Source organism: Ectobacillus panaciterrae DSM 19096 (assembly GCF_000430785.1).
In the GTDB taxonomy this organism is placed as follows: domain Bacteria; phylum Bacillota; class Bacilli; order Bacillales; family Bacillaceae_G; genus Ectobacillus; species Ectobacillus panaciterrae.
Genome location: NZ_AUMR01000004.1, coordinates 55,909 through 73,358 on the forward strand (window position 1 = coordinate 55,909; position 17,450 = coordinate 73,358).

Sequence of the window (17,450 nt, forward strand, 5' to 3'; positions counted from 1 at the left end):
GAAAGTAATTTCATCAAAGGGAGAATATGAAAAAATGCAAAAAGGATTAAAGGGAGTAATTGCAGCTGAAACATCCATTAGCTTTATTGATGGAGAACGCGGAATTTTAGTTTACCGGGGATATGGCGCAAAAGATTTAGCCTTGCAGTATACATTTGAAGAAGTTGCTTATTTGTTGTGGTACGGACATTTGCCAAGTACACATGAGCTGCATACGGTTTCACAAGCGCTCGGTCAAGGCAGGATTCTTCCTTTTCACGTGTATGAAGTGATAAGAGCTCTGCCAAAAGGCATGGATATGATGAATCAAATTTTGACTGCAGCTTCGGCACTTGGGGCGGAACAAACGCCAAGCATTGAGCAAGCAATCCGCTTGACAGCGGCTGTACCGGTTATCATATCAGCTATCTACCGAAAAGAACGGGGGCTTTCTCCACTGCAGCCAAGTGCAGAACTGCGCCACGCAGAAAACTATTTATATATGTTAACAGGCACTGTACCGGCTGCATCCCACGCAAGAGCGCTTGAAGCTTACATGGTTTTGACGATGGAGCACGGTATGAACGCATCTACATTCGCAGCGCGTGTCATCTCTTCCACGGAATCAGACATGGCAGCAGCCGTTTCAGGAGCGATCGGAGCTATGAAAGGTCCCTTACACGGCGGAGCCCCGACAGGCGTAATCGACATGTTAAACGAAATTAATGAGCAAGGCAGTGCAGAAGTTTGGCTGCGTCAAAAGCTAGAACGAAACGAACACATTATGGGCTTCGGTCATCGCGTATATAAAACAAGCGATCCAAGAGCAGAGGCGCTGAGAGAAATTACAGCGCACGCCGGTAAAAATGACGATTGGCTGCGATTGGCAGGAGAGGTGGAAACGACAGCCATTAAGCTGCTTGCCCAATATAAGCCTGGCAGAAAGCTGTATACAAATGTAGAGTTTTATGCAGCAGCTGTTATGCGTGCTCTAGATATGGAGACCAGTTTATTTACGCCGACCTTTACGGCGAGCCGTACTGTCGGCTGGACTGCACATATTTTAGAGCAGGCGGCAGATAACACCATCTTTCGTCCTGAATCCCGTTATATAGGAACTCTTATGAACGAAATTACAAAATGAACCTCTCATTTAATCGGCAACCCGCTTTATCTCGAACATAATAAAAAGCCACCGGTTTTCCGGCGGCTTTTATTATTTTGCAGGGTCAAATTTTACAGCAACATTCTTCGCCCCGATTTCCCCTTTTACAAGCTGAATGATTTTATTTGCTTCTTTTGTGGAAAGCTTCTCGGCCTTTACTGTGATGCGTACGTCGCTTCCATCAGCACGAACGAGCGCATCCTTGTAGCCTTCGGATTTAATAAGCGTTTCAACAAGTGATTCTTTTGCCGATAAATCGTCCATTTGCTGAAGCTCATCTTTCGCTTTGCTCTTTTCTTCAGCCGATGCGCTTACAGATGTCAGTACTTCTTGCAGCTGCTCTTTTGCTTGGCTGCGCTTATCTTCCATTTCTAGACGAAGCTGTGCAAATTGTTCATCACCGGAAGTTTTAACGGCTGTTTCACCAGCTTTTTTGCTCTCTTTTTCAGAAGCGCTCTTTTCTTTGGACAGCTGCTCAATCGGACTGTTCACCATATTGGACTTTTGTCCGTCCGGCGTTGTTACGTAATACACAGATAATACAACCACTAAACTCAACATTGTTAATAACCAAACTGTTTGTTTTCTCACCACGAATGTTCCTCCTTAATTCTTTTTAGGTAATACAGAAACGCGATGGCTCGGGACGCCGAGATAACGCGTGACTGCTTCAATTATCATTTTTTTCACCTCTATGTTGTCTGCTCCCTTTGCTGTAATGGCAACGCCGCGTACCTTAGACTTATCCATTCTCAAAACAACGGGAGCTTCTTTGTCGCCCTCGCGAACAATTACAGGTTTTTCTTCTACAGATTGGTCCTCCACCATCCGCTTGCCGCCGTCACGGTCTGTTTCATCAGTTTTTTGGGAGCGGGTGACGCGGTCCTTTTCTAAAACTTTCGTATCTGTAGAATCCAAATTCACCACGACTGTGACGTCCTTCACGCCGACAATACCTTCAAGCAAATCTTTTAGCTGCCCCTCATATTGCTTCTCATTCTTCTCAATTGTGGAAGAACTGCTGTTTTTTTGAGCAAACGCAGCCACATCTTTCGGTTCACTTTTGGTTTGCTGACTGAAGACGGGAACCTCTTCTTTTTTCTTTTGAAATAAACTGCCGGAAAACATAAGTAAAATGCCAAGCGCCAGCAAGGTCAATATGAGCTTTGGCGCTAGTTTTTTTCTCGCTCTCTCGTCCTCTTCACTCCCTTTAAACCACTTCTGAAAGATGTTATTTTTGTTGTCGTTCATGCGTCCTTCCCCTCCCCCCTTCCTCTACCGTTATTTTTTTTTCTTCTAGCTGCCACTGCTGTGCCAGGAATTGTTGTATGTCTTTAGATGCTTGAGTGTCCATGTTTGCTTCGTATGGCGTACTTGTGTTAATCTCCACTTTTTTCACAGCTTCTACCGTTTCGGATTTTTTTTGTTCGGTCTTTGCAAGAGTAACCACAATGCCTTGGATATCCTGTTGCGACTTAATTTCCTGCTTGTCTTCCGGAACGGTAAGATGAAGATCGACGAACTTCACGCCATACTGACTTTCCAGTTCTTTTGCTACCTGATTTTTCATTTGGACAGCCATCTGTTCTAAAATATATGCACGCTGTGAGGCTTGTATTTCTTTTTTCTTTGCATCTATTAAATTTTCTACTCTACCATCTGCCACATACTTACGCTGATCAAATCCAGAGATCGCTTCTTGTATGTCTGTCTGCAGCAATTTAAATATCGGTGTTAAAATAAGTACAATGAGAAGAAGACTTACGATGAATTTTACATACTTTTGCAATTTGGAATTCGGCAGGAGCATATGCAGCACGGTTGCCAGAAGAAGAAACACGATAATATTTCGAACCCACTCAGTAATAAATTGCATCCCGTTCACCTCCTACCGCATCATAAGCGTTACATTTCCTGCCGCTATGATAATTGTGATGCTTAGAAAAAACATGAGAGAAACGATTGCTAAGCAGGCAAAAACGTAAATGATGCTTTTTCCGATAATATCAAGGCATTGGATGATAGATCCTCCCCCTACAGGCTGTAAAATCGCAGCAGCAAATTTATAAATAAAGGCGATTACAAAAATTTTAATCGCCGGAAATGCAACAATGAGCAGCAAAATAAGTACGCCGGCAATTCCCACGGTATTCTTCAATAAAGCGGAAGCGCTCAGCACTGTGTCAGTCGCTTCTGTAAACATCCTTCCTACAACCGGGATAAAGTTCCCCGTCACAAACTTCGCTGTTTTTACCGCAATGCCATCAGCAACAGCTGTTGCCGTTCCTTGTACAGAGAGAACGCCGAGAAAAACAGTAAGAAAAATACCGATGAGACCGACACTGACGTTTTGGAGAAGCTTGGCAAGCTTCGTTACCTTATACTGGTCGCTCATCGTACTGACAATACTCAAAATTGTGGCCAAAAACAGAAGCGGAAGCACAACATAGTTCATCAACAAACCGCTCGTATTCATTAAAAAGACAATGATGGGGTGGAAGAAGGATACTGATACAACTCCTCCCCCTGCAGCAATTAAGGCCAGCAGAATTGGCAATAGCGCCATGATAAAATCAATCATCATTTGAATCGTTTCTTTTGCGTATGTCGTAACAACATAAAAGCTGTTCAGCGCAAAAATCATAAGGACCATATATACAACTGCGTCTGCAATTTTTCCTACGTTACTTTTGTCAAAAGCGGATTGCAACGATTGCAGGAGCGCGCTGAAAACTGTCAGCATAATCAAAGTCCCCAACAGCTTTCCATTTGCAATCAGCTCGTGAAACAAATACTTTACGAAACCGGCAAAGCACTCTTTAATAGAGAATTGTTTTTCTCCCTTTATAAACTCCAGAAAGCTTCCCTTTTGACTTTCAGGCAAGTAGACGCCGTACTTACTGACAAGCTCGTCCCAATATTTTTTAATATCCTCCACTCCGAGCTGATTCAGCTGTCCCTCTACAACCTCCTGCTGCGCAGGGGATGCTTGTACCATAAGAGGCAAGGAGAAAAAGAAAAGAAAGAAAAAGAGAAGAGAAACACCGATTTTTCGATTCATGCATTCACCCTCCCTTCGGCAAGAAACCAAGAATGGTTTCGATTACTACCGTTAAAATTGGAATCGCCATTACAAGAATTAAAATTTTTCCTGCCAGTTCAATCTTGGATGCAATGGCCCCTTGCCCGGCATCCTTTGTCACCTGAGCGCCAAACTCCGCAATATAGGCGATTCCGATAATTTTCAGCAGCGTTTCCACATACACATTGCTCACGTTCGCTTCATTGGCAATGCGTTGTATCATATCTAGGATGGCGCCAATTTGATCGATAAGAAGAAGAAACATGACGCTTCCGACAAATACAATAAACAAAGAGGTGATGCTTGATTTCTGCTGATTCAGTACAGCTGCCAAAAAGGTAGCGATTAATCCAAGACCGACAATTTGAAGAATCTCGATGAGAACCGCCCCCTTTACCGAAAGAGAAATACACTTTTGATTTTGTCAAACAGATTATTGATTAAAAACGCTACATGGAACAATATGACGACAAACCCGACGAGAATGACCCAGTTTGCAATATCCTCTCGCTTCAGCTCTTTTAATACGGTATGAATGAAGGCTAAAATAATGCCTATGCCTGCAATTTGAAAAATAAGACCAACGTCGATGGACATGTTTCGTTCCCCCCTACACCAGTAGAATCACTATGAGTAAGCCTGTTAAAAAGCCAAGGCTTTTCATCATTTTTTCATAGCGCAGCTGCGCATCCTTCGCTTCGCCTTCTTCTCTTTCTAAATGCGTAATGCATAATCGGATATGCTTTTGCTGGGAGTCGCGGTCGTGCTGTCCCAGCGTCTCTCCGAATTGCTGCAAAATCTCCTGCTCTGTCTGCTTCAAAGCAGTTAGCTTCCATATGTCTTGCAGGCTCTCATTCCATGCTTCCCGAACCGTTTTATCACCTCGTTGCAGACGAGTTTGAAAGCTCTGAAACATCCAAGACAACGGCTTCGGCATTTGTTTCGCAAGACGCTCTGCCGCTTCGCTTAGGGGTGTATGTCCATACATAATTTCCGCTTCAAGCGATTGCAGCGCTGTTTTTAATAAGCGGAGCTGTCTCGGACGTTCACTTACTTTTTTAGCAAACTGAAAGCCGATCCATGTCGTAGCAGCTACAATCAGTACCGCGCCGATCATTTTCATCATGAGCTTTTCACTCTCGCTTTTTGCAGAATGGATCTTCCCGTTCCATCTTTAATATTAGCTACTGTTCCAGGTCCCTTTAATCGGGATAACTCAATACACCTTTCAAACACACCAAGCTCGGCGATTTGCCGCAGTGAGGGCCTTTTAAGCAAGTCTTTGTATTCATAGCCATGCGCAGTGATGAAAAGCTGCACACCGGCGTTTACCGCTTCCATAATGGCTTCCCCGTCTTCCTCGCGCCCCACCTCATCTACAATCAAGATGTCCGGACTCATAGAACGAATGAGCATCATCATCCCTTCAGCTTTTGGGCAAGCATCCAGTACGTCGACACGCATTCCCAGCTCGTATTGAGGCACACCTTTTACAGAGCCCGCAATTTCGGAACGTTCGTCCACTATACCGACCTTTGAGGATGGAATATTCGTGTGCCCTGTACTCATAATTCTCGCGAAATCACGAAGCAATGTTGTTTTCCCTGTTTGCGGCGGACCAATTATTATTGTGTTAAGCCAGCGTTTCTCATACAAATACGGAAGCAGAGGCTCTGCAATCCCAATCTTTTGCTTTGCGATACGAATATTGAAAGAGGTTACATCTCGTATGATTTTAACAGTGCCTTTTTCGGTAATAACCTTTCCCGCCAGCCCGACACGGTGTCCTCCCCGTAAAGTTACATAGCCTCTTTTCAGTTCTTCTTCCATGGTATAAACCGAGAATTGACTAAGCTTATTGAGCAAATATGCCCCGTCCTCATGTGTAACCGTATACTGATAGAACTGCGGTGTTCCTCGCACAATGCACTCCAGCGGCCGCTGTATGCGGATGCGGATTTCTTCTAGCTCTTCGAAATCCCCTGAATGAAGTACAGCTTGTATTCCTTTTGGCAAAATTTCTATAACTTCTTTCATACGCTTCTCCTCATCATTTAAAGACTGCAATTAAAATGCACCCTACTCCCAGAAAAAGAAAAAACAACTTCAAGAAAGAAAGTTCATTTGCAACGCTCAATACCCCGATTGACATTGTTACAATCAATACCGTCGGACCGACGAATGCCAGCATCCCGTTAATGAGAAGAGCTTTTTTTGCATCGTTGAAATGCAGCATAAATAATGCGGCCGTGACTTCAATGCTCCCGGATATAAGCCGCAGCAGCGCCATTGCCAGCACGGACGATTCTATAATCGCCAGCCATTGCTTCACCGTCTCACCTTCTTCCGCTGTTGCAAAAATACGTTTTGTACAACCATATGCATTGATTGTCCGTTTCAGAATCGAAAATAGATTTTTGCAAAAGAAAAGAGAGAGCTGTTATGCTCTCTCTTTCATGCCGAATTCTGTACAGGTTTTCAGTTCATTTATTTGCCGTATTTCACATGAACCTCCCCCACTTACCGTTACACACCATTCACACGCTTGAAATGGGGTATTCTCGCCTAATTTATGATAAAAAAAGCACCTGCGGATACTGCAGGTGCTTTTTTTATAGGCTATTACGCACGAGAAACGTATTTTCCTTCTGTTGTGTTGATAATAAGCGTTTCGCCTTCGTTGATAAAAATAGGCACTTGTACAACAAGCCCCGTTTCCATTGTAGCTGGCTTTGTTACGTTAGAAGCAGTGTCACCTTTGATGCCCGGCTCTGTTTCTGCAACCTTTAGTTCAACTGAGTTTGGAAGCTCTACGCCAAGTACTTCACCCTGGAATGTCATGATGAATACTTCCATATTTTCTTTCAAGAACTTTAATTCGCGCTCGATTTGCTTAGCTGGAAGTTCCAGTTGCTCATAGCTTTCGTTATCCATGAACACATGCGCATCACCCATTACATACAAGTACTGCATACGGCGGTTTTCGATATGCGCTTTTTCTACTTTCTCGCCTGCGCGGAATGTTTTTTCTTGGATAGATCCTGTACGAAGGTTACGAAGCTTAGAGCGAACGAATGCAGCACCTTTACCTGGTTTTACGTGCTGGAATTCGATAACTTGCCAAAGTCCGCCGTCAGTTTCAATTGTTAAACCTGTACGAAAATCGTTTACTGAAATCATGCAAAAAATCCTCCTGTATTATAAAATGATGAGTTCTTTTTGGGAATGCGTTAAAATTTCGTTGCCATCCTTCGTTACAAGGATATCATCTTCAATACGAACGCCACCTAAGTTCGGAACATAGATGCCAGGCTCTACTGTTACAACCATTCCCGGCTCCAGCACAACATCAGAACGCATGGAAAGACCAGGTCCTTCATGAATCTCCAAGCCGATTCCATGCCCGGTAGAATGACCGAAATATTGGCCATAGCCCTTTTCAGATATGTAATCGCGCGTTAAAGCATCTGCTTCGCGCCCTGTCATTCCTGCTTTAATGCCGTTCACGCCGCGCAATTGCGCCTCGAGTACGATGTCATAAATGTTCTTCAGCTCAGGAGAAGGCTCTCCTACCGCTAGTGTACGAGTAATATCGGAACAATATCCCTTGTAATAAGCACCGAAATCTAATGTAACAAAATCTCCCTTTTCTATCAATTTTTCAGACGCCACACCGTGAGGCAATGCTGAACGATGGCCCGAAGCCACGATAATGTCAAACGAAGAAGAAGCAGCACCTTGTCTTCTCATGAAGAATTCCAGTTCATTTGACACATCAAGCTCTGAAATTCCAGGGCGAATGAACGATAGAATGTGTGTAAAGGCCGCGTCTGCAATTTGCGCAGCATCCTTTAATATCTTAATCTCAGAGTCCGTCTTAATCAAGCGTAACTTTTCAACTAAGCCGGAAGTCGGAACAAATTCCGTTTCCACTTTTTCTTCATATACTTTAAACTCACCGTATGTAAGAGCATCTTGTTCAAAACCAAGCTTGGCTATATGCAAAGCCTTTACTTGAGATGCAACCTCTTCTGCAATCGGACCAGTGTGCTGAATGATTTCATAACCAACCGCTTGCTTTTGGGCTTGCTCTACATAGCGGAAGTCTGTAATGAAAACAGCCTTATCCTTGGAAATGAGCACAACACCGGCAGTCCCCGTAAAATTTGTCATATATGTACGATTGTAGCCGCTCGTAATAAGTAATCCATCAATGCCTGCCGTTTCAAATGTTTCTCTTAATTTTACAAGTTTATTCATGCTTTACGCCTCCCCTTTTGTGAGCGCTAAAAGTGCCAGCTTATAACCGTAAAATCCGAGTCCCACAATTTGTCCCGCTGTAACCGGTGCTGTCACAGAAACATGGCGGAACGATTCTCGTTTATGAATGTTAGAAATATGCACTTCAATTACAGGAACAGAGATGCTTGCAATCGCATCGCGGATTGCATAGCTATAATGCGTATAGGCGCCTGGATTCAGGACAATCCCCTCGTATAAATCAGCCTCATGGAGCTTATCAATGATTGTGCCTTCATGGTTGGATTGAAAGCAATCGAGTTCAGCCCCCAAATCATGCGCAAAACGGCACAATTCCTCTTCTAAAGACTGAAGTGTTCCTGTACCGTATACACCTACTTCACGCACGCCGAGACGATTTAAATTCGGTCCATTTATGAGAAGAATTTTTTTCATATGTACTAACCCCTTATTAAAAAAGAATGTTCGTAGAACATTCTATCATACTCCCTACTTATTTGAATAGTTTGTCTCTTTAGCCGTTCCTGTCAATTTTTCTTCACTGGCTTCAAACGAAACGGAATAAGCGATGAATACTCCATATAGGATAAAAATACAAATAGTTGTAATAAGAGTTTCTTTTTGAAACTCCAAAGCGTTTTTGAGGACAGGAGAAAGGGAGCCAATTCCCAAAAATAAAACAGCCCACCAAAAAAGCCCATATATAATACCAGGAATTACACCTTGAAACTTTTTAAAGAGCGCCCCGTACAGCATTGCTATTACAATAGATAGGATACCCATTACTGCAATACCGGACACATTTCCCCATACATCTTTTTTCCAATCTCCTAGTGCAAATGGCATGAGAAAATAATTTGGCCCAACATTTGAAAAGGAAAAAATATGTAAAAAATACCAAACTGCACCCCAAAATAAACCGCCAAATAGGCCAATCTGCGCCGCTTTTTTCATAAAAGCTTGCGGCTGTTTCTTGTTTTGATTCTTTTCCAATCTTTACACCTCCGCTGTTAGTATGTCCCGGGCCTCGTGAAATCATGTCCATCTGTGTTTAAAAAGGAGTGAATTTGGCTATATAGGAATTAAGGAAGCAGACGCCAGCCTTGCGGTTTCGCTTGTCATAAAGCAAGTTTTACCGCTACAATGTAGAAAAAGAATACAGGTTGGTGTTTACATGACAGAGGAGACAAAACAAATATACGGCGGTCAAGCAGTTGTAGAAGGAGTTATGTTCGGCGGCAGAGAATATACTGTTACAGCAATTCGCAGGAAAGATCGATCAATCGAATTTTATCGATTGCCGCGAACAAGCAATCAAGCGCTGAACATCTTAAAAAAGATTCCTTTTCTGCGCGGCATTGCCGCTATTGTATATGCAAGCGCAAATGGCGCAAAGCATTTAAACTTTTCATCAGAACGCTTTGGTATAGACCCAAGCGATGACGAAGCATTAATTAAGAAAAAAGAAGAGCAATCAAAGCTGACTATGATGCTCGGTGTAGCAGTTGTAGGTGTCCTCTCCTTCATTTTCGGAAAAGTCATTTTCACAGCTGCACCAGCTTTGCTGGCAGCATTAACCAAACCTATGTTTCCTTCTCATATAGCACAGGTTATAGTAGAGAGCGTCATTAAGCTCATTTTGCTTCTGAGCTATATTTACTTCGTATCGCTGGCCCCTATCATTAAAAGGGTTTTTCAATACCACGGTGCGGAGCATAAGGTAATCAATGCCTATGAAAACAATCTCCCGCTTACAATTGAAAATGTGCAAAGCCAAACACGTCTTCATTACCGATGCGGCAGCAGCTTTATTTTATTTACTGTCATTATAGGCATGTTCATTTATTTATTAGTGCCGACAGAGCCGTTATGGTTTCGTCTTGTCAACCGGCTTGCATTAATTCCGGTTGTGCTCGGTATTTCATTTGAAGTACTGCAATTTACAAATGCGCTCCGCCATCTTCCTATTTTGCGCTTTCTCGGATATCCAGGATTATGGCTGCAGCTTCTTACCACAAAAGAGCCGAACGATAATCAAGTAGAAGTGGCAATTGCATCCTTTAATGAGCTGCTTCGTTTAGAACAAAAGCAATCATAGATTGTCATCCTTTCATCCTGCTTTAACTAAGATTAAACAAATGCTTTTAGGAGGTGTGTGCCGTGAGCGGCCGTTCGTTTACTTTGGTTCTTTTCCTCCTCGTCGTGGGGCTGGCGGTATTTCAACTTGTAACATCTGCAGTCCAAGACCCTGCGGGAGTGCTGCAAAACATTTTAACGATTGGAATTGTTTTAGGTGCATTTTATTTGCTTTACAAGCTATTTACAAGGTCCGGCGGATCAAATACGCGAGCTTCTTACAATCGCGCCGCAAAACAGTCGAAACGAAAATATGCAAAGCCGAATGTTACACCCCTAAGCAATAAAAAACATTTGCAGGATGCAAAAGGCAAAAAAGGCAGGTCATCTTTATTCAAGAAAAAACGAAAGCAATCCCACCTAACTGTTATTGAAGGCAAAAAAGGCAAAAAGAAAGACCGCGCTTCATTTTAGCGTGGTCTTTCTTTTATACAGCGTATGGATTTCCGGATAATACAGTTTTTTCCGGCAGCAGCACGATTGGCTTAGAAGCATCTTGTGAACGGTATGCCCAAATTTCTTCTTTATGCTCCTGCTTTAATTCAATCTTTTCCCCTTCCAGTACAAACGGATTTCCTCCAAGACATTTTCGGCTCTCGTTTGAAATCATCCTCCTCATCCTTTCTTTACAGGCGTCATCCCTATTATATATCTAAATAATCAGAATTTACACACTTCTTTTACGTATTCAAAAAAAAGAAAGCTGACTACAGTTCAGCTTTCTTTTTTATTGATTTTGATCCTCATTTGTTTTTTGGATAGTTCGGAGGAGCTCTACTCGTCCGCCGTCTTCTTCGAAATATTGTACAAGGTCGCCAATGCGATCAATGGCTTCCCAGCTTAAATGATGCTCGATTCCTTCTACATCGCCATAAATCTTACTTTCATCCACACCGATGATGCGCATGAATTGTTCCAGCAGCTCATGACGGTATACAAGACGTTTTCCAATCTTTTTTCCTTTGGCTGTTAAAACAAGCCCTCTGTATTTTTCATAAATCAAATACTCATCTTTATCAAGCTTTTGCACCATTTTTGTCACAGAAGAAGGATGTACATTCAGTGCTTCTGCAATGTCTGATACACGTGCGTATCCTTTCTCTTCAATCAATAAATAAATTTGTTCTATATAATCTTCCATACTAGGAGTAGGCATTGGTTTCCTCCATCCAATTGTTTTCTTTGTCACTTCCGGCGCTAAGCAATCAATAAAATCATACAACAGAAAGAGCACTGTGACAAGGGAGGAGGAAGCCGTTTACGTAAAGTATTGAATATGCGCATTTGGAAAGTACTCGTTGATATACGAACGGATGGTTTGCTCAAGCTTTGCCGCTTCAATCCGATCTTCAAATGGAGACGTTCCCGGCTCGAAGTTTTTAATTACATATCTAGAATTAATACAGTAAAAAAACTCTTGCCAATCACTTTTTTCTTTGTAATGCTATATGATTGGGGAAGATAATCTAAAGGGGGGGAATTATACGTGCTGGAAACCATTGTTTCCTTAAAACTGAGCGAAGTAAAAACATACATTCTTTCCGTTGTAACTGCATTTCTTATTTCGTATTTCGGATTCGCTCTCATTCGTTATTTTTTACACCAATTCTTTAAGCGTACGAGCTTTATTGAAGAGAAAAAAGAACAAACGATTGAAACTGTTGTAAAAAACACATCGCGCTATGCTACGCTCATGATTGTTCTGTTGGTGGCAATTAATCGTTTTATTGACTTAAAACAAATTCTTGTTGCCGGCGGTGTAATCGGTATTATCGTAGGATTTGGAGCTCAATCCGCCATTAAAGATTTTTTGTATGGATTTTTTTTCTTGTTTGAAGGACAGCTAAAAAAAGGAGACTTCGTTTCGATTAACAATGAGCAGGCCGGCACTGTAGAAGATTTAGGATTTCGTGTTGTAAGCATACGGCTTACGGATGGAAAACTGATGACCGTCTCTAACGGTGAAGTAAGAAAGATCATAAACGGCAACGTCCATCATCGCCGTATTTTCGAAAGTGTTATCGTGGACTTCCAAGAAAACCCTACACGCATAAAAGTGTTGTTGGAAGAGCTCTGTGAGGAATTAAACGAGTTGCATATTGAATACTTTTTGCGTCATCCTCACGGCGAAATTGTGGAACCGTATCACTATTGGGGCTTATCCTCGCTGGACGCTTCGCCGTTCGGATTCAAGTTTTCTATTGTAGGGACTGTACATGATGTCCATTATTTAAAAGCAGCGCAAGAAACAAAATTTTTATTGGCAAAAAAACTGCATGAAGCAGACGTATCATTGCCATCCGTACGTGCCGTTTATACGAAATCTATGTAATGTTTTGTACATTTCCAAATTTTAAAAAAGACATAAACTGCTGAAAAAAAAGAAAAATAGAAAAGGAAATAGTTGACTCACCTCTTTTCTTCTCGGTATGATATTTTTTCGTGAGTATATATAAATGGACGATGTATAAAACGATGAGAGGGGAAAATCAATGTCATTGAAGAAGAAAACAGAAGTGCGAACCGGAAAAATGGTTCGGGAACTGATGCTGGCAGATAAGGATGTAACAGCATCATTAATAATGGTATACAGCAATAACGGTGTAAATAAAGAGATTAAAATAGAGGGTCTTAATCCAAAATCGAATGAAGAATTGTTTCTAAGCGGAAATGCGGACTGGAATCAAAGCGTAATTTATAAAATCGTGGATTTTTCCGGGAAAGCAGAAGTAGGCAAAGCCATTCTCATTGAAATGAAGAAAAACAATCTTACTTTAGAGATTGAACGGGTTATGTGGAGCAAGGATAAACAGGGAGACGAGGAATCAGAGACAGAAGAGGATACATTGGCACTTGTACATACAGCCGTGCCAAAGAAAGAAGAATTGCCAGAGCCTCCAGTAAAGAAATTGATTGCAGAAGAACCTAAACCCGTTAAACAAGTAAAAGCCGAAGAGAAGCCGGCTCCTATTACCCCTATCCATACAGAACGAGTACAAGCTCGTCCTGCTGCAGAAATTCCCAAACCTGCCGCTAAAGTTCAACAAACTTCTCAGCTGCAAGAACAATACGGCCGCCTTGTGGCAAAAGCCATTGGCGTATGTCAGGATTATGAGCTGGGAATGGATGTGGATGACTCAATTGAAGAATTAAAAGAAGAGCTTCAGACACAAGGTGTGAAAATCTCCTTAGATGCTGACATTATTGGTGCCGTGAATCAGCTGCGGGTACTTAAAACAAAAGGAATCAATCTCGAGAAAATATTGAATCTTGTATAAAAAAACGCGCGATCCTTTTTAAGGTGTAGAGCGTCTGCATAGTATAGTAGCTCCCCTGTGTTTTACTATGCACAAGTGGTTGCATACTGCGAATAGAAGGGAGAGCATTGGCGTGCTAAAAAATAAGAGACGGCTGAAGCCGTCTCTTATTTTTTATAGTTCCAATCAACACTCTCATATTTTTCTTGAGCGAGCTTTTCCACAGCTTCCTTCTGTGCTTCTGTTAATTCATACGGAATCAATTCAATGTTTAATCCTTTTTCAAAGCCGACCTTAAAGGCATCGATTAACTGCTGGATTGTAAATGTTCTGTCTGTCAGCTCATTGATGGCAACAGCCTTGGAAGAAAACATGCTCTTCATTCGCTCCTTCATTCGATCGTTCGGGAACAAGAACAAATCATATAACGTGTCCAAATCAATGTCGAGCGGAATAGAACCGTGCTGTAGAATCACACCTTTTTGACGTGTTTGCGCACTTCCGGCAATTTTCCGGCCTTCTACTACAATTTCATACCAAGACGGCGCGTCAAAGCAAACAGAGGAGCGTGGATTTTTCAGGTCATCACGCTCCTGCTGTGTTTTTGGGACAGCGAAGTAAGCCTCTAGACCAAGCGATTGAAACCCTTCCAAGATACCTTGAGAAATTATACGATATGCTTCTGTAACCGTTTTAGGCATCTCAGGATGATCCTCTGACACAATCACGCTATATGTAAGCTCACTATCATGCAGAACACTGCGCCCTCCAGTCGGCCGGCGCACAAATTCAAATCCGCGCTTTTTAACTTCCTCCATGTTAATTTCCTTTTCTGCCCGCTGAAAGTAACCAATGGATAAAGTGGGAACTGCCCACTCGTAAAAGCGGATTGTCGGGGGCATGCTTTTTTCGCTTTGCCAATTCAATAAACATTCATCCAAAGCCATATTATAAGCAGCTGAGCGCTTTCCTGAATTGATATAACACCATTTTTCTTTTTCCATCCTTTTGCACCTCATGCCAATATTTTTGTCTCGCTCTAAGTAGTATTCCCTTCTTGTAAAGGAAGCGGAAACAAGCGCTTAGAATCGATTCGGTCAATTGTATACATGTCCTAGTTTAACAAATTCGACAAAAATTGTGAAAAGATATGAAATTTCACCCTTGTTGTTGCATAAATAGACAAGGACATTATAATATTGATGATAGATTAGAAAAAGGGGTCGATGCAATCGTGTCAGCTAACTTATTTATCTTCCTTGGAATTCTCGTTGCGTTCATCACGTACTCTGTGGTTATGTACTTTTATCAACGCAAGCTTGTCAAAAACTTGAATGAAGAAGAGTTTCGTGCAGGATATCGTAAAGCACAGCTTATCGATATTCGCGAGCCGGATGAATATAAAGCCGGTCATATTTTAGGCGCAAGAAACATTCCATTATCTCAAATTCGTATGCGCTATAAGGAAATCCGCCCGGATCAGCCAGTTTATTTCTATTGTCAAAACGGTTTGCGTACAGGCCGCGCCGGTCAATTTTTGAAGAAAAAAGGCTATAAAGAGCTCTACCAGCTGCAAGGCGGCTTTAAAACGTGGACAGGCAAAATAAAAGCAAAATAACAAAGAAAAGCGGAACCGGCTCGTTCAGGCGCAGAGCCTAAGAACCTCCGCCCTAAAAAGCGCTTTTTGCTTTTTTGCGGCGGAGGTTCTTAGGCGGCAGCGCCTAGCCGGTGGAGCTAGACATATACCCAACTTCCATACGTTCTTATGCTTTTTTCATTTGATTTGCAACTTGCAGCAGTTCAGACTTGGCTGCTTCTGTATCTGCCCCTTCTTTGCATCGATACAATAGCTGATAATCTATCTCTTTCACATTCCATGTTAAAGATAGCAGCGGCTGCGATTTGGTCTGCTCAAACTTAAAGTAAGCTTTTATACCATTCGCTAATGAGACATCTTCGTCAAAGAGCTTATATTTCTTTATTAAATCCATATTGTAGCTGAAATTCGCAACCGTTAACTCTATATAGCCGTCCTGTTTCCCCGTTTCCTTTAGGTATTTTACATTTACAATCAAATTTTGTTTTTTTGCATCTCCAAATTTACGGATGGTTGCCGCGGTAGCGCTTTTTGGTGTGTAAGGAAGAAAAGACGGTGTTTGAAACGAAAATGGAAGAATTCCTCTCGCTGTTTCTAAGGATACCGGCTCATACATTACATTTTGATTTGAACCCACGCTTGCCACAAGCTGTTTTTCATTGAGCATGACAGACTTGGAAGTGCATGCTCCAGCTAGGCCGACTGTACAGCATATAACTAAAAGCATTCGTCCCCTCATAAACATTCCGCCCCTTTTCCTGTTTTATAAGAAACAGAAACTTCTGCTTAACTTATTCGCTCTTTTCCAAGACCACACCTTTGAGAAAAATCCTCTTTTATCTCACAGCATTAAACAGCTTTTGACAGCAAAAAACAGGAAGCGGGCGTCGCTTCCTGTTTAATGAAATTGTTGGAGTACATATTCCTTCTGCACCGTATGCCCGCTTGCGTCCTTCATATCCACAATCATCATAAGCACCCCGTTCTTCTGAAGCTTTTCTTTTGGAATATTAATTTGAACCTGCCATGGCTTTTGAATAGAAAAAGGCGTTTTGTCTACTAAAACCGTATGGCCGTCTTCTACTGTGTAATAAGCATCCTTCATGCCGGATGCGGCGCTTCCAGAGACTGTATACATGCCGTTCTTTCCTTCCACTTTAACAGAAGCAACTGTTTCTTCTTTTTTTCCAGAGAACAATAATGTATCTTGAAACGGCGTTTTTTCTATCTTTTCATCATTCATCTCAATAGGCTGCAGTTCCGCGGCAATTTTATATGTTTTTCCGATTTGATAAGGCGTTCCGTTATATTTCCACACCGCTTTCCTTTGCGGATACTCCTTACTCACAAGGCCGTACATAAGCAAATCATAATACTTCCCTAAATAATATTGATACTCCTGCAAATTTCCCTCCTCTGTAAAACCAAACTTGTGCAGAAGCTCGCGCGATCCTCTATTTTCTTTACGTACGGTAGCGCCAATTCGATTTAACCCCAGCTGCTCAAACGCAAACGGCAGCACCGTCTCCAATACCTCCGTCATAATTCCTTTCCGCCATTCTTCCTTCTTTAATTCATAACCGATTTCTGCACGATGATGCATCTTGCTCCAATTATGAAAGCCTATTGTTCCCAGCATTTCATCGTTTTCTTTCTTCGCAATTGCCCAACGGATTGTCGTTCCATTTTTAAATCCGTTTTGAACTTGCGTAATAAATTCATTGGCTTGTTCGCTTCGAATGAACGGCTCTAATCCATAGTATTGTACTACCTCTTCATCAGAAAAATAATGAAAGACATGCGCTGTATCTTCAAACGTTACTTCGCGCAAACGAAAACGGCTTGTTTCGAGTATGGGAAATTTCATTAAAATCATTACCATCCCTCCTCTTTACTACTTCTCTGCTTATGAAGGCAATCCTTCCTTGACTTTTTATGTAAATTTTATTACAGTTAAAACTAACGAACGATAGG

At 41.9% G+C, this 17,450-nt stretch carries 24 protein-coding genes and 1 pseudogene; 6 read left to right on the plus strand and 19 right to left on the minus strand.

From position 1 onward, the window contains the following. Window positions 1-34: 34 nt before the first annotated feature. Entirely contained in the window at window positions 35-1,123 is a 1,089-nt protein-coding gene (locus tag H540_RS0101795) for a citrate synthase/methylcitrate synthase (protein ID WP_028399149.1), read from the plus strand. 72 nt (window positions 1,124-1,195) lie between these two features. Here the strand turns inward: H540_RS0101795 and H540_RS0101800 are convergent, their stop codons facing one another. The 13 genes from H540_RS0101800 to H540_RS0101860 all read right to left on the minus strand — a co-directional run bounded on the left by H540_RS0101800 (window position 1,196) and on the right by H540_RS0101860 (window position 9,479). Continuing rightward, the gene (locus tag H540_RS0101800; RefSeq protein WP_028399150.1) at window positions 1,196-1,738 is read right to left on the minus strand and encodes a SpoIIIAH-like family protein; all 543 of its coding nucleotides are present in this window, start codon (window positions 1,736-1,738) and stop codon (window positions 1,196-1,198) included. Between the two features lie 12 nt (window positions 1,739-1,750). Next, the gene (gene spoIIIAG, locus H540_RS0101805; RefSeq protein ID WP_034670150.1) at window positions 1,751-2,395 is read right to left on the minus strand and encodes a stage III sporulation protein AG; all 645 of its coding nucleotides are present in this window, start codon (window positions 2,393-2,395) and stop codon (window positions 1,751-1,753) included. Beyond that, complete coding sequence (spoIIIAF, locus tag H540_RS0101810; RefSeq protein WP_028399152.1) at window positions 2,376-3,020, minus strand: stage III sporulation protein AF; 645 nt, start codon at window positions 3,018-3,020, stop codon at window positions 2,376-2,378. The genes spoIIIAG and spoIIIAF overlap by 20 nt, the downstream gene beginning before the upstream one ends. Before the next feature lie 12 nt (window positions 3,021-3,032). Next, window positions 3,033-4,205 (minus strand): stage III sporulation protein AE, encoded by a 1,173-nt coding sequence (gene spoIIIAE / locus H540_RS0101815; RefSeq protein ID WP_028399153.1) that lies wholly within the window; start codon window positions 4,203-4,205, stop codon window positions 3,033-3,035. 4 nt (window positions 4,206-4,209) lie between these two features. Continuing rightward, the gene (gene spoIIIAD / locus H540_RS0101820) at window positions 4,210-4,599 is read right to left on the minus strand and encodes a stage III sporulation protein AD (protein WP_081414966.1); all 390 of its coding nucleotides are present in this window, start codon (window positions 4,597-4,599) and stop codon (window positions 4,210-4,212) included. Between the two features lie 20 nt (window positions 4,600-4,619). After that, a complete protein-coding gene (gene spoIIIAC / locus H540_RS0101825) occupies window positions 4,620-4,823 on the minus strand; it encodes a stage III sporulation protein AC (protein ID WP_028399155.1) in 204 nt (67 codons plus the stop codon). A 13-nt stretch (window positions 4,824-4,836) separates the two neighbouring features. After that, complete coding sequence (gene spoIIIAB, locus H540_RS0101830; protein WP_028399156.1) at window positions 4,837-5,352, minus strand: stage III sporulation protein SpoIIIAB; 516 nt, start codon at window positions 5,350-5,352, stop codon at window positions 4,837-4,839. Continuing rightward, window positions 5,349-6,263, minus strand: a complete 915-nt coding sequence (spoIIIAA, locus tag H540_RS0101835) for a stage III sporulation protein AA (protein WP_028399157.1) — start codon at window positions 6,261-6,263, stop codon at window positions 5,349-5,351. The genes spoIIIAB and spoIIIAA overlap by 4 nt, the downstream gene beginning before the upstream one ends. A 13-nt stretch (window positions 6,264-6,276) precedes the next feature. Then, window positions 6,277-6,558 carry a YqhV family protein gene (locus tag H540_RS0101840; protein WP_028399158.1) on the minus strand — a complete coding sequence of 94 codons (282 nt, stop codon included), beginning with the start codon at window positions 6,556-6,558 and terminating at the stop codon, window positions 6,277-6,279. Between the two features lie 290 nt (window positions 6,559-6,848). Then, window positions 6,849-7,406 carry an elongation factor P gene (efp, locus tag H540_RS0101845; RefSeq protein ID WP_028399159.1) on the minus strand — a complete coding sequence of 186 codons (558 nt, stop codon included), beginning with the start codon at window positions 7,404-7,406 and terminating at the stop codon, window positions 6,849-6,851. 18 nt (window positions 7,407-7,424) lie between these two features. Beyond that, window positions 7,425-8,486 carry a Xaa-Pro dipeptidase gene (pepQ, locus tag H540_RS0101850; RefSeq protein ID WP_028399160.1) on the minus strand — a complete coding sequence of 354 codons (1,062 nt, stop codon included), beginning with the start codon at window positions 8,484-8,486 and terminating at the stop codon, window positions 7,425-7,427. A gap of 3 nt (window positions 8,487-8,489) precedes the next feature. After that, window positions 8,490-8,921, minus strand: coding sequence for a type II 3-dehydroquinate dehydratase (aroQ, locus tag H540_RS0101855; protein WP_028399161.1), 432 nt, complete (start codon window positions 8,919-8,921; stop codon window positions 8,490-8,492). 54 nt (window positions 8,922-8,975) lie between these two features. Then, window positions 8,976-9,479 carry a YqhR family membrane protein gene (locus H540_RS0101860; protein ID WP_281172442.1) on the minus strand — a complete coding sequence of 168 codons (504 nt, stop codon included), beginning with the start codon at window positions 9,477-9,479 and terminating at the stop codon, window positions 8,976-8,978. 181 nt (window positions 9,480-9,660) lie between these two features. Between H540_RS0101860 and H540_RS0101865 the strand changes: the two genes are divergently transcribed. Then, window positions 9,661-10,584 carry a DUF1385 domain-containing protein gene (locus H540_RS0101865; RefSeq protein ID WP_028399163.1) on the plus strand — a complete coding sequence of 308 codons (924 nt, stop codon included), beginning with the start codon at window positions 9,661-9,663 and terminating at the stop codon, window positions 10,582-10,584. A 62-nt stretch (window positions 10,585-10,646) separates the two neighbouring features. Beyond that, window positions 10,647-11,036, plus strand: a complete 390-nt coding sequence (locus tag H540_RS0101870; RefSeq protein WP_028399164.1) for an SA1362 family protein — start codon at window positions 10,647-10,649, stop codon at window positions 11,034-11,036. A gap of 13 nt (window positions 11,037-11,049) precedes the next feature. Here H540_RS0101870 and H540_RS0101875 read toward each other — a convergent pair whose 3' ends face one another. The 3 genes and pseudogenes from H540_RS0101875 to H540_RS35435 form a co-directional block, all read right to left on the minus strand. After that, window positions 11,050-11,232 (minus strand): hypothetical protein, encoded by a 183-nt coding sequence (locus H540_RS0101875; RefSeq protein WP_028399165.1) that lies wholly within the window; start codon window positions 11,230-11,232, stop codon window positions 11,050-11,052. Between the two features lie 117 nt (window positions 11,233-11,349). Continuing rightward, window positions 11,350-11,778 (minus strand): transcriptional regulator MntR, encoded by a 429-nt coding sequence (gene mntR, locus H540_RS0101880; RefSeq protein ID WP_028399166.1) that lies wholly within the window; start codon window positions 11,776-11,778, stop codon window positions 11,350-11,352. A 171-nt stretch (window positions 11,779-11,949) separates the two neighbouring features. Next, window positions 11,950-12,036: pseudogene (locus H540_RS35435) on the minus strand (spore photoproduct lyase family protein); the annotation flags it as partial. Between the two features lie 72 nt (window positions 12,037-12,108). Here H540_RS35435 and H540_RS28770 point away from each other — a divergent pair. Together H540_RS28770 and H540_RS0101890 are read left to right on the plus strand one after the other, a co-directional pair. Then, window positions 12,109-12,954: a mechanosensitive ion channel family protein gene (locus tag H540_RS28770; RefSeq protein WP_051316952.1), complete on the plus strand. Its 846-nt coding sequence runs from the start codon at window positions 12,109-12,111 to the stop codon at window positions 12,952-12,954. Window positions 12,955-13,114: 160 nt separating this feature from the next. Next, on the plus strand, window positions 13,115-13,900 hold the full coding sequence (locus tag H540_RS0101890) for a hypothetical protein (protein ID WP_028399167.1): 786 nt from the start codon (window positions 13,115-13,117) through the stop codon (window positions 13,898-13,900). Between the two features lie 146 nt (window positions 13,901-14,046). Here the strand turns inward: H540_RS0101890 and H540_RS0101895 are convergent, their stop codons facing one another. Then, the gene (locus H540_RS0101895) at window positions 14,047-14,883 is read right to left on the minus strand and encodes a lipoate--protein ligase family protein (RefSeq protein ID WP_028399168.1); all 837 of its coding nucleotides are present in this window, start codon (window positions 14,881-14,883) and stop codon (window positions 14,047-14,049) included. A gap of 230 nt (window positions 14,884-15,113) precedes the next feature. Here H540_RS0101895 and H540_RS0101900 point away from each other — a divergent pair, with 230 nt between their 5' ends. After that, window positions 15,114-15,497 (plus strand): rhodanese-like domain-containing protein, encoded by a 384-nt coding sequence (locus H540_RS0101900; protein WP_028399169.1) that lies wholly within the window; start codon window positions 15,114-15,116, stop codon window positions 15,495-15,497. 145 nt (window positions 15,498-15,642) lie between these two features. Here H540_RS0101900 and H540_RS31255 read toward each other — a convergent pair whose 3' ends face one another. Further along, window positions 15,643-16,215: a hypothetical protein gene (locus H540_RS31255; RefSeq protein ID WP_051316953.1), complete on the minus strand. Its 573-nt coding sequence runs from the start codon at window positions 16,213-16,215 to the stop codon at window positions 15,643-15,645. Window positions 16,216-16,374: 159 nt separating this feature from the next. Beyond that, window positions 16,375-17,352, minus strand: a complete 978-nt coding sequence (locus H540_RS31260) for a GNAT family N-acetyltransferase (RefSeq protein WP_051316954.1) — start codon at window positions 17,350-17,352, stop codon at window positions 16,375-16,377. Window positions 17,353-17,450: the final 98 nt, after the last annotated feature.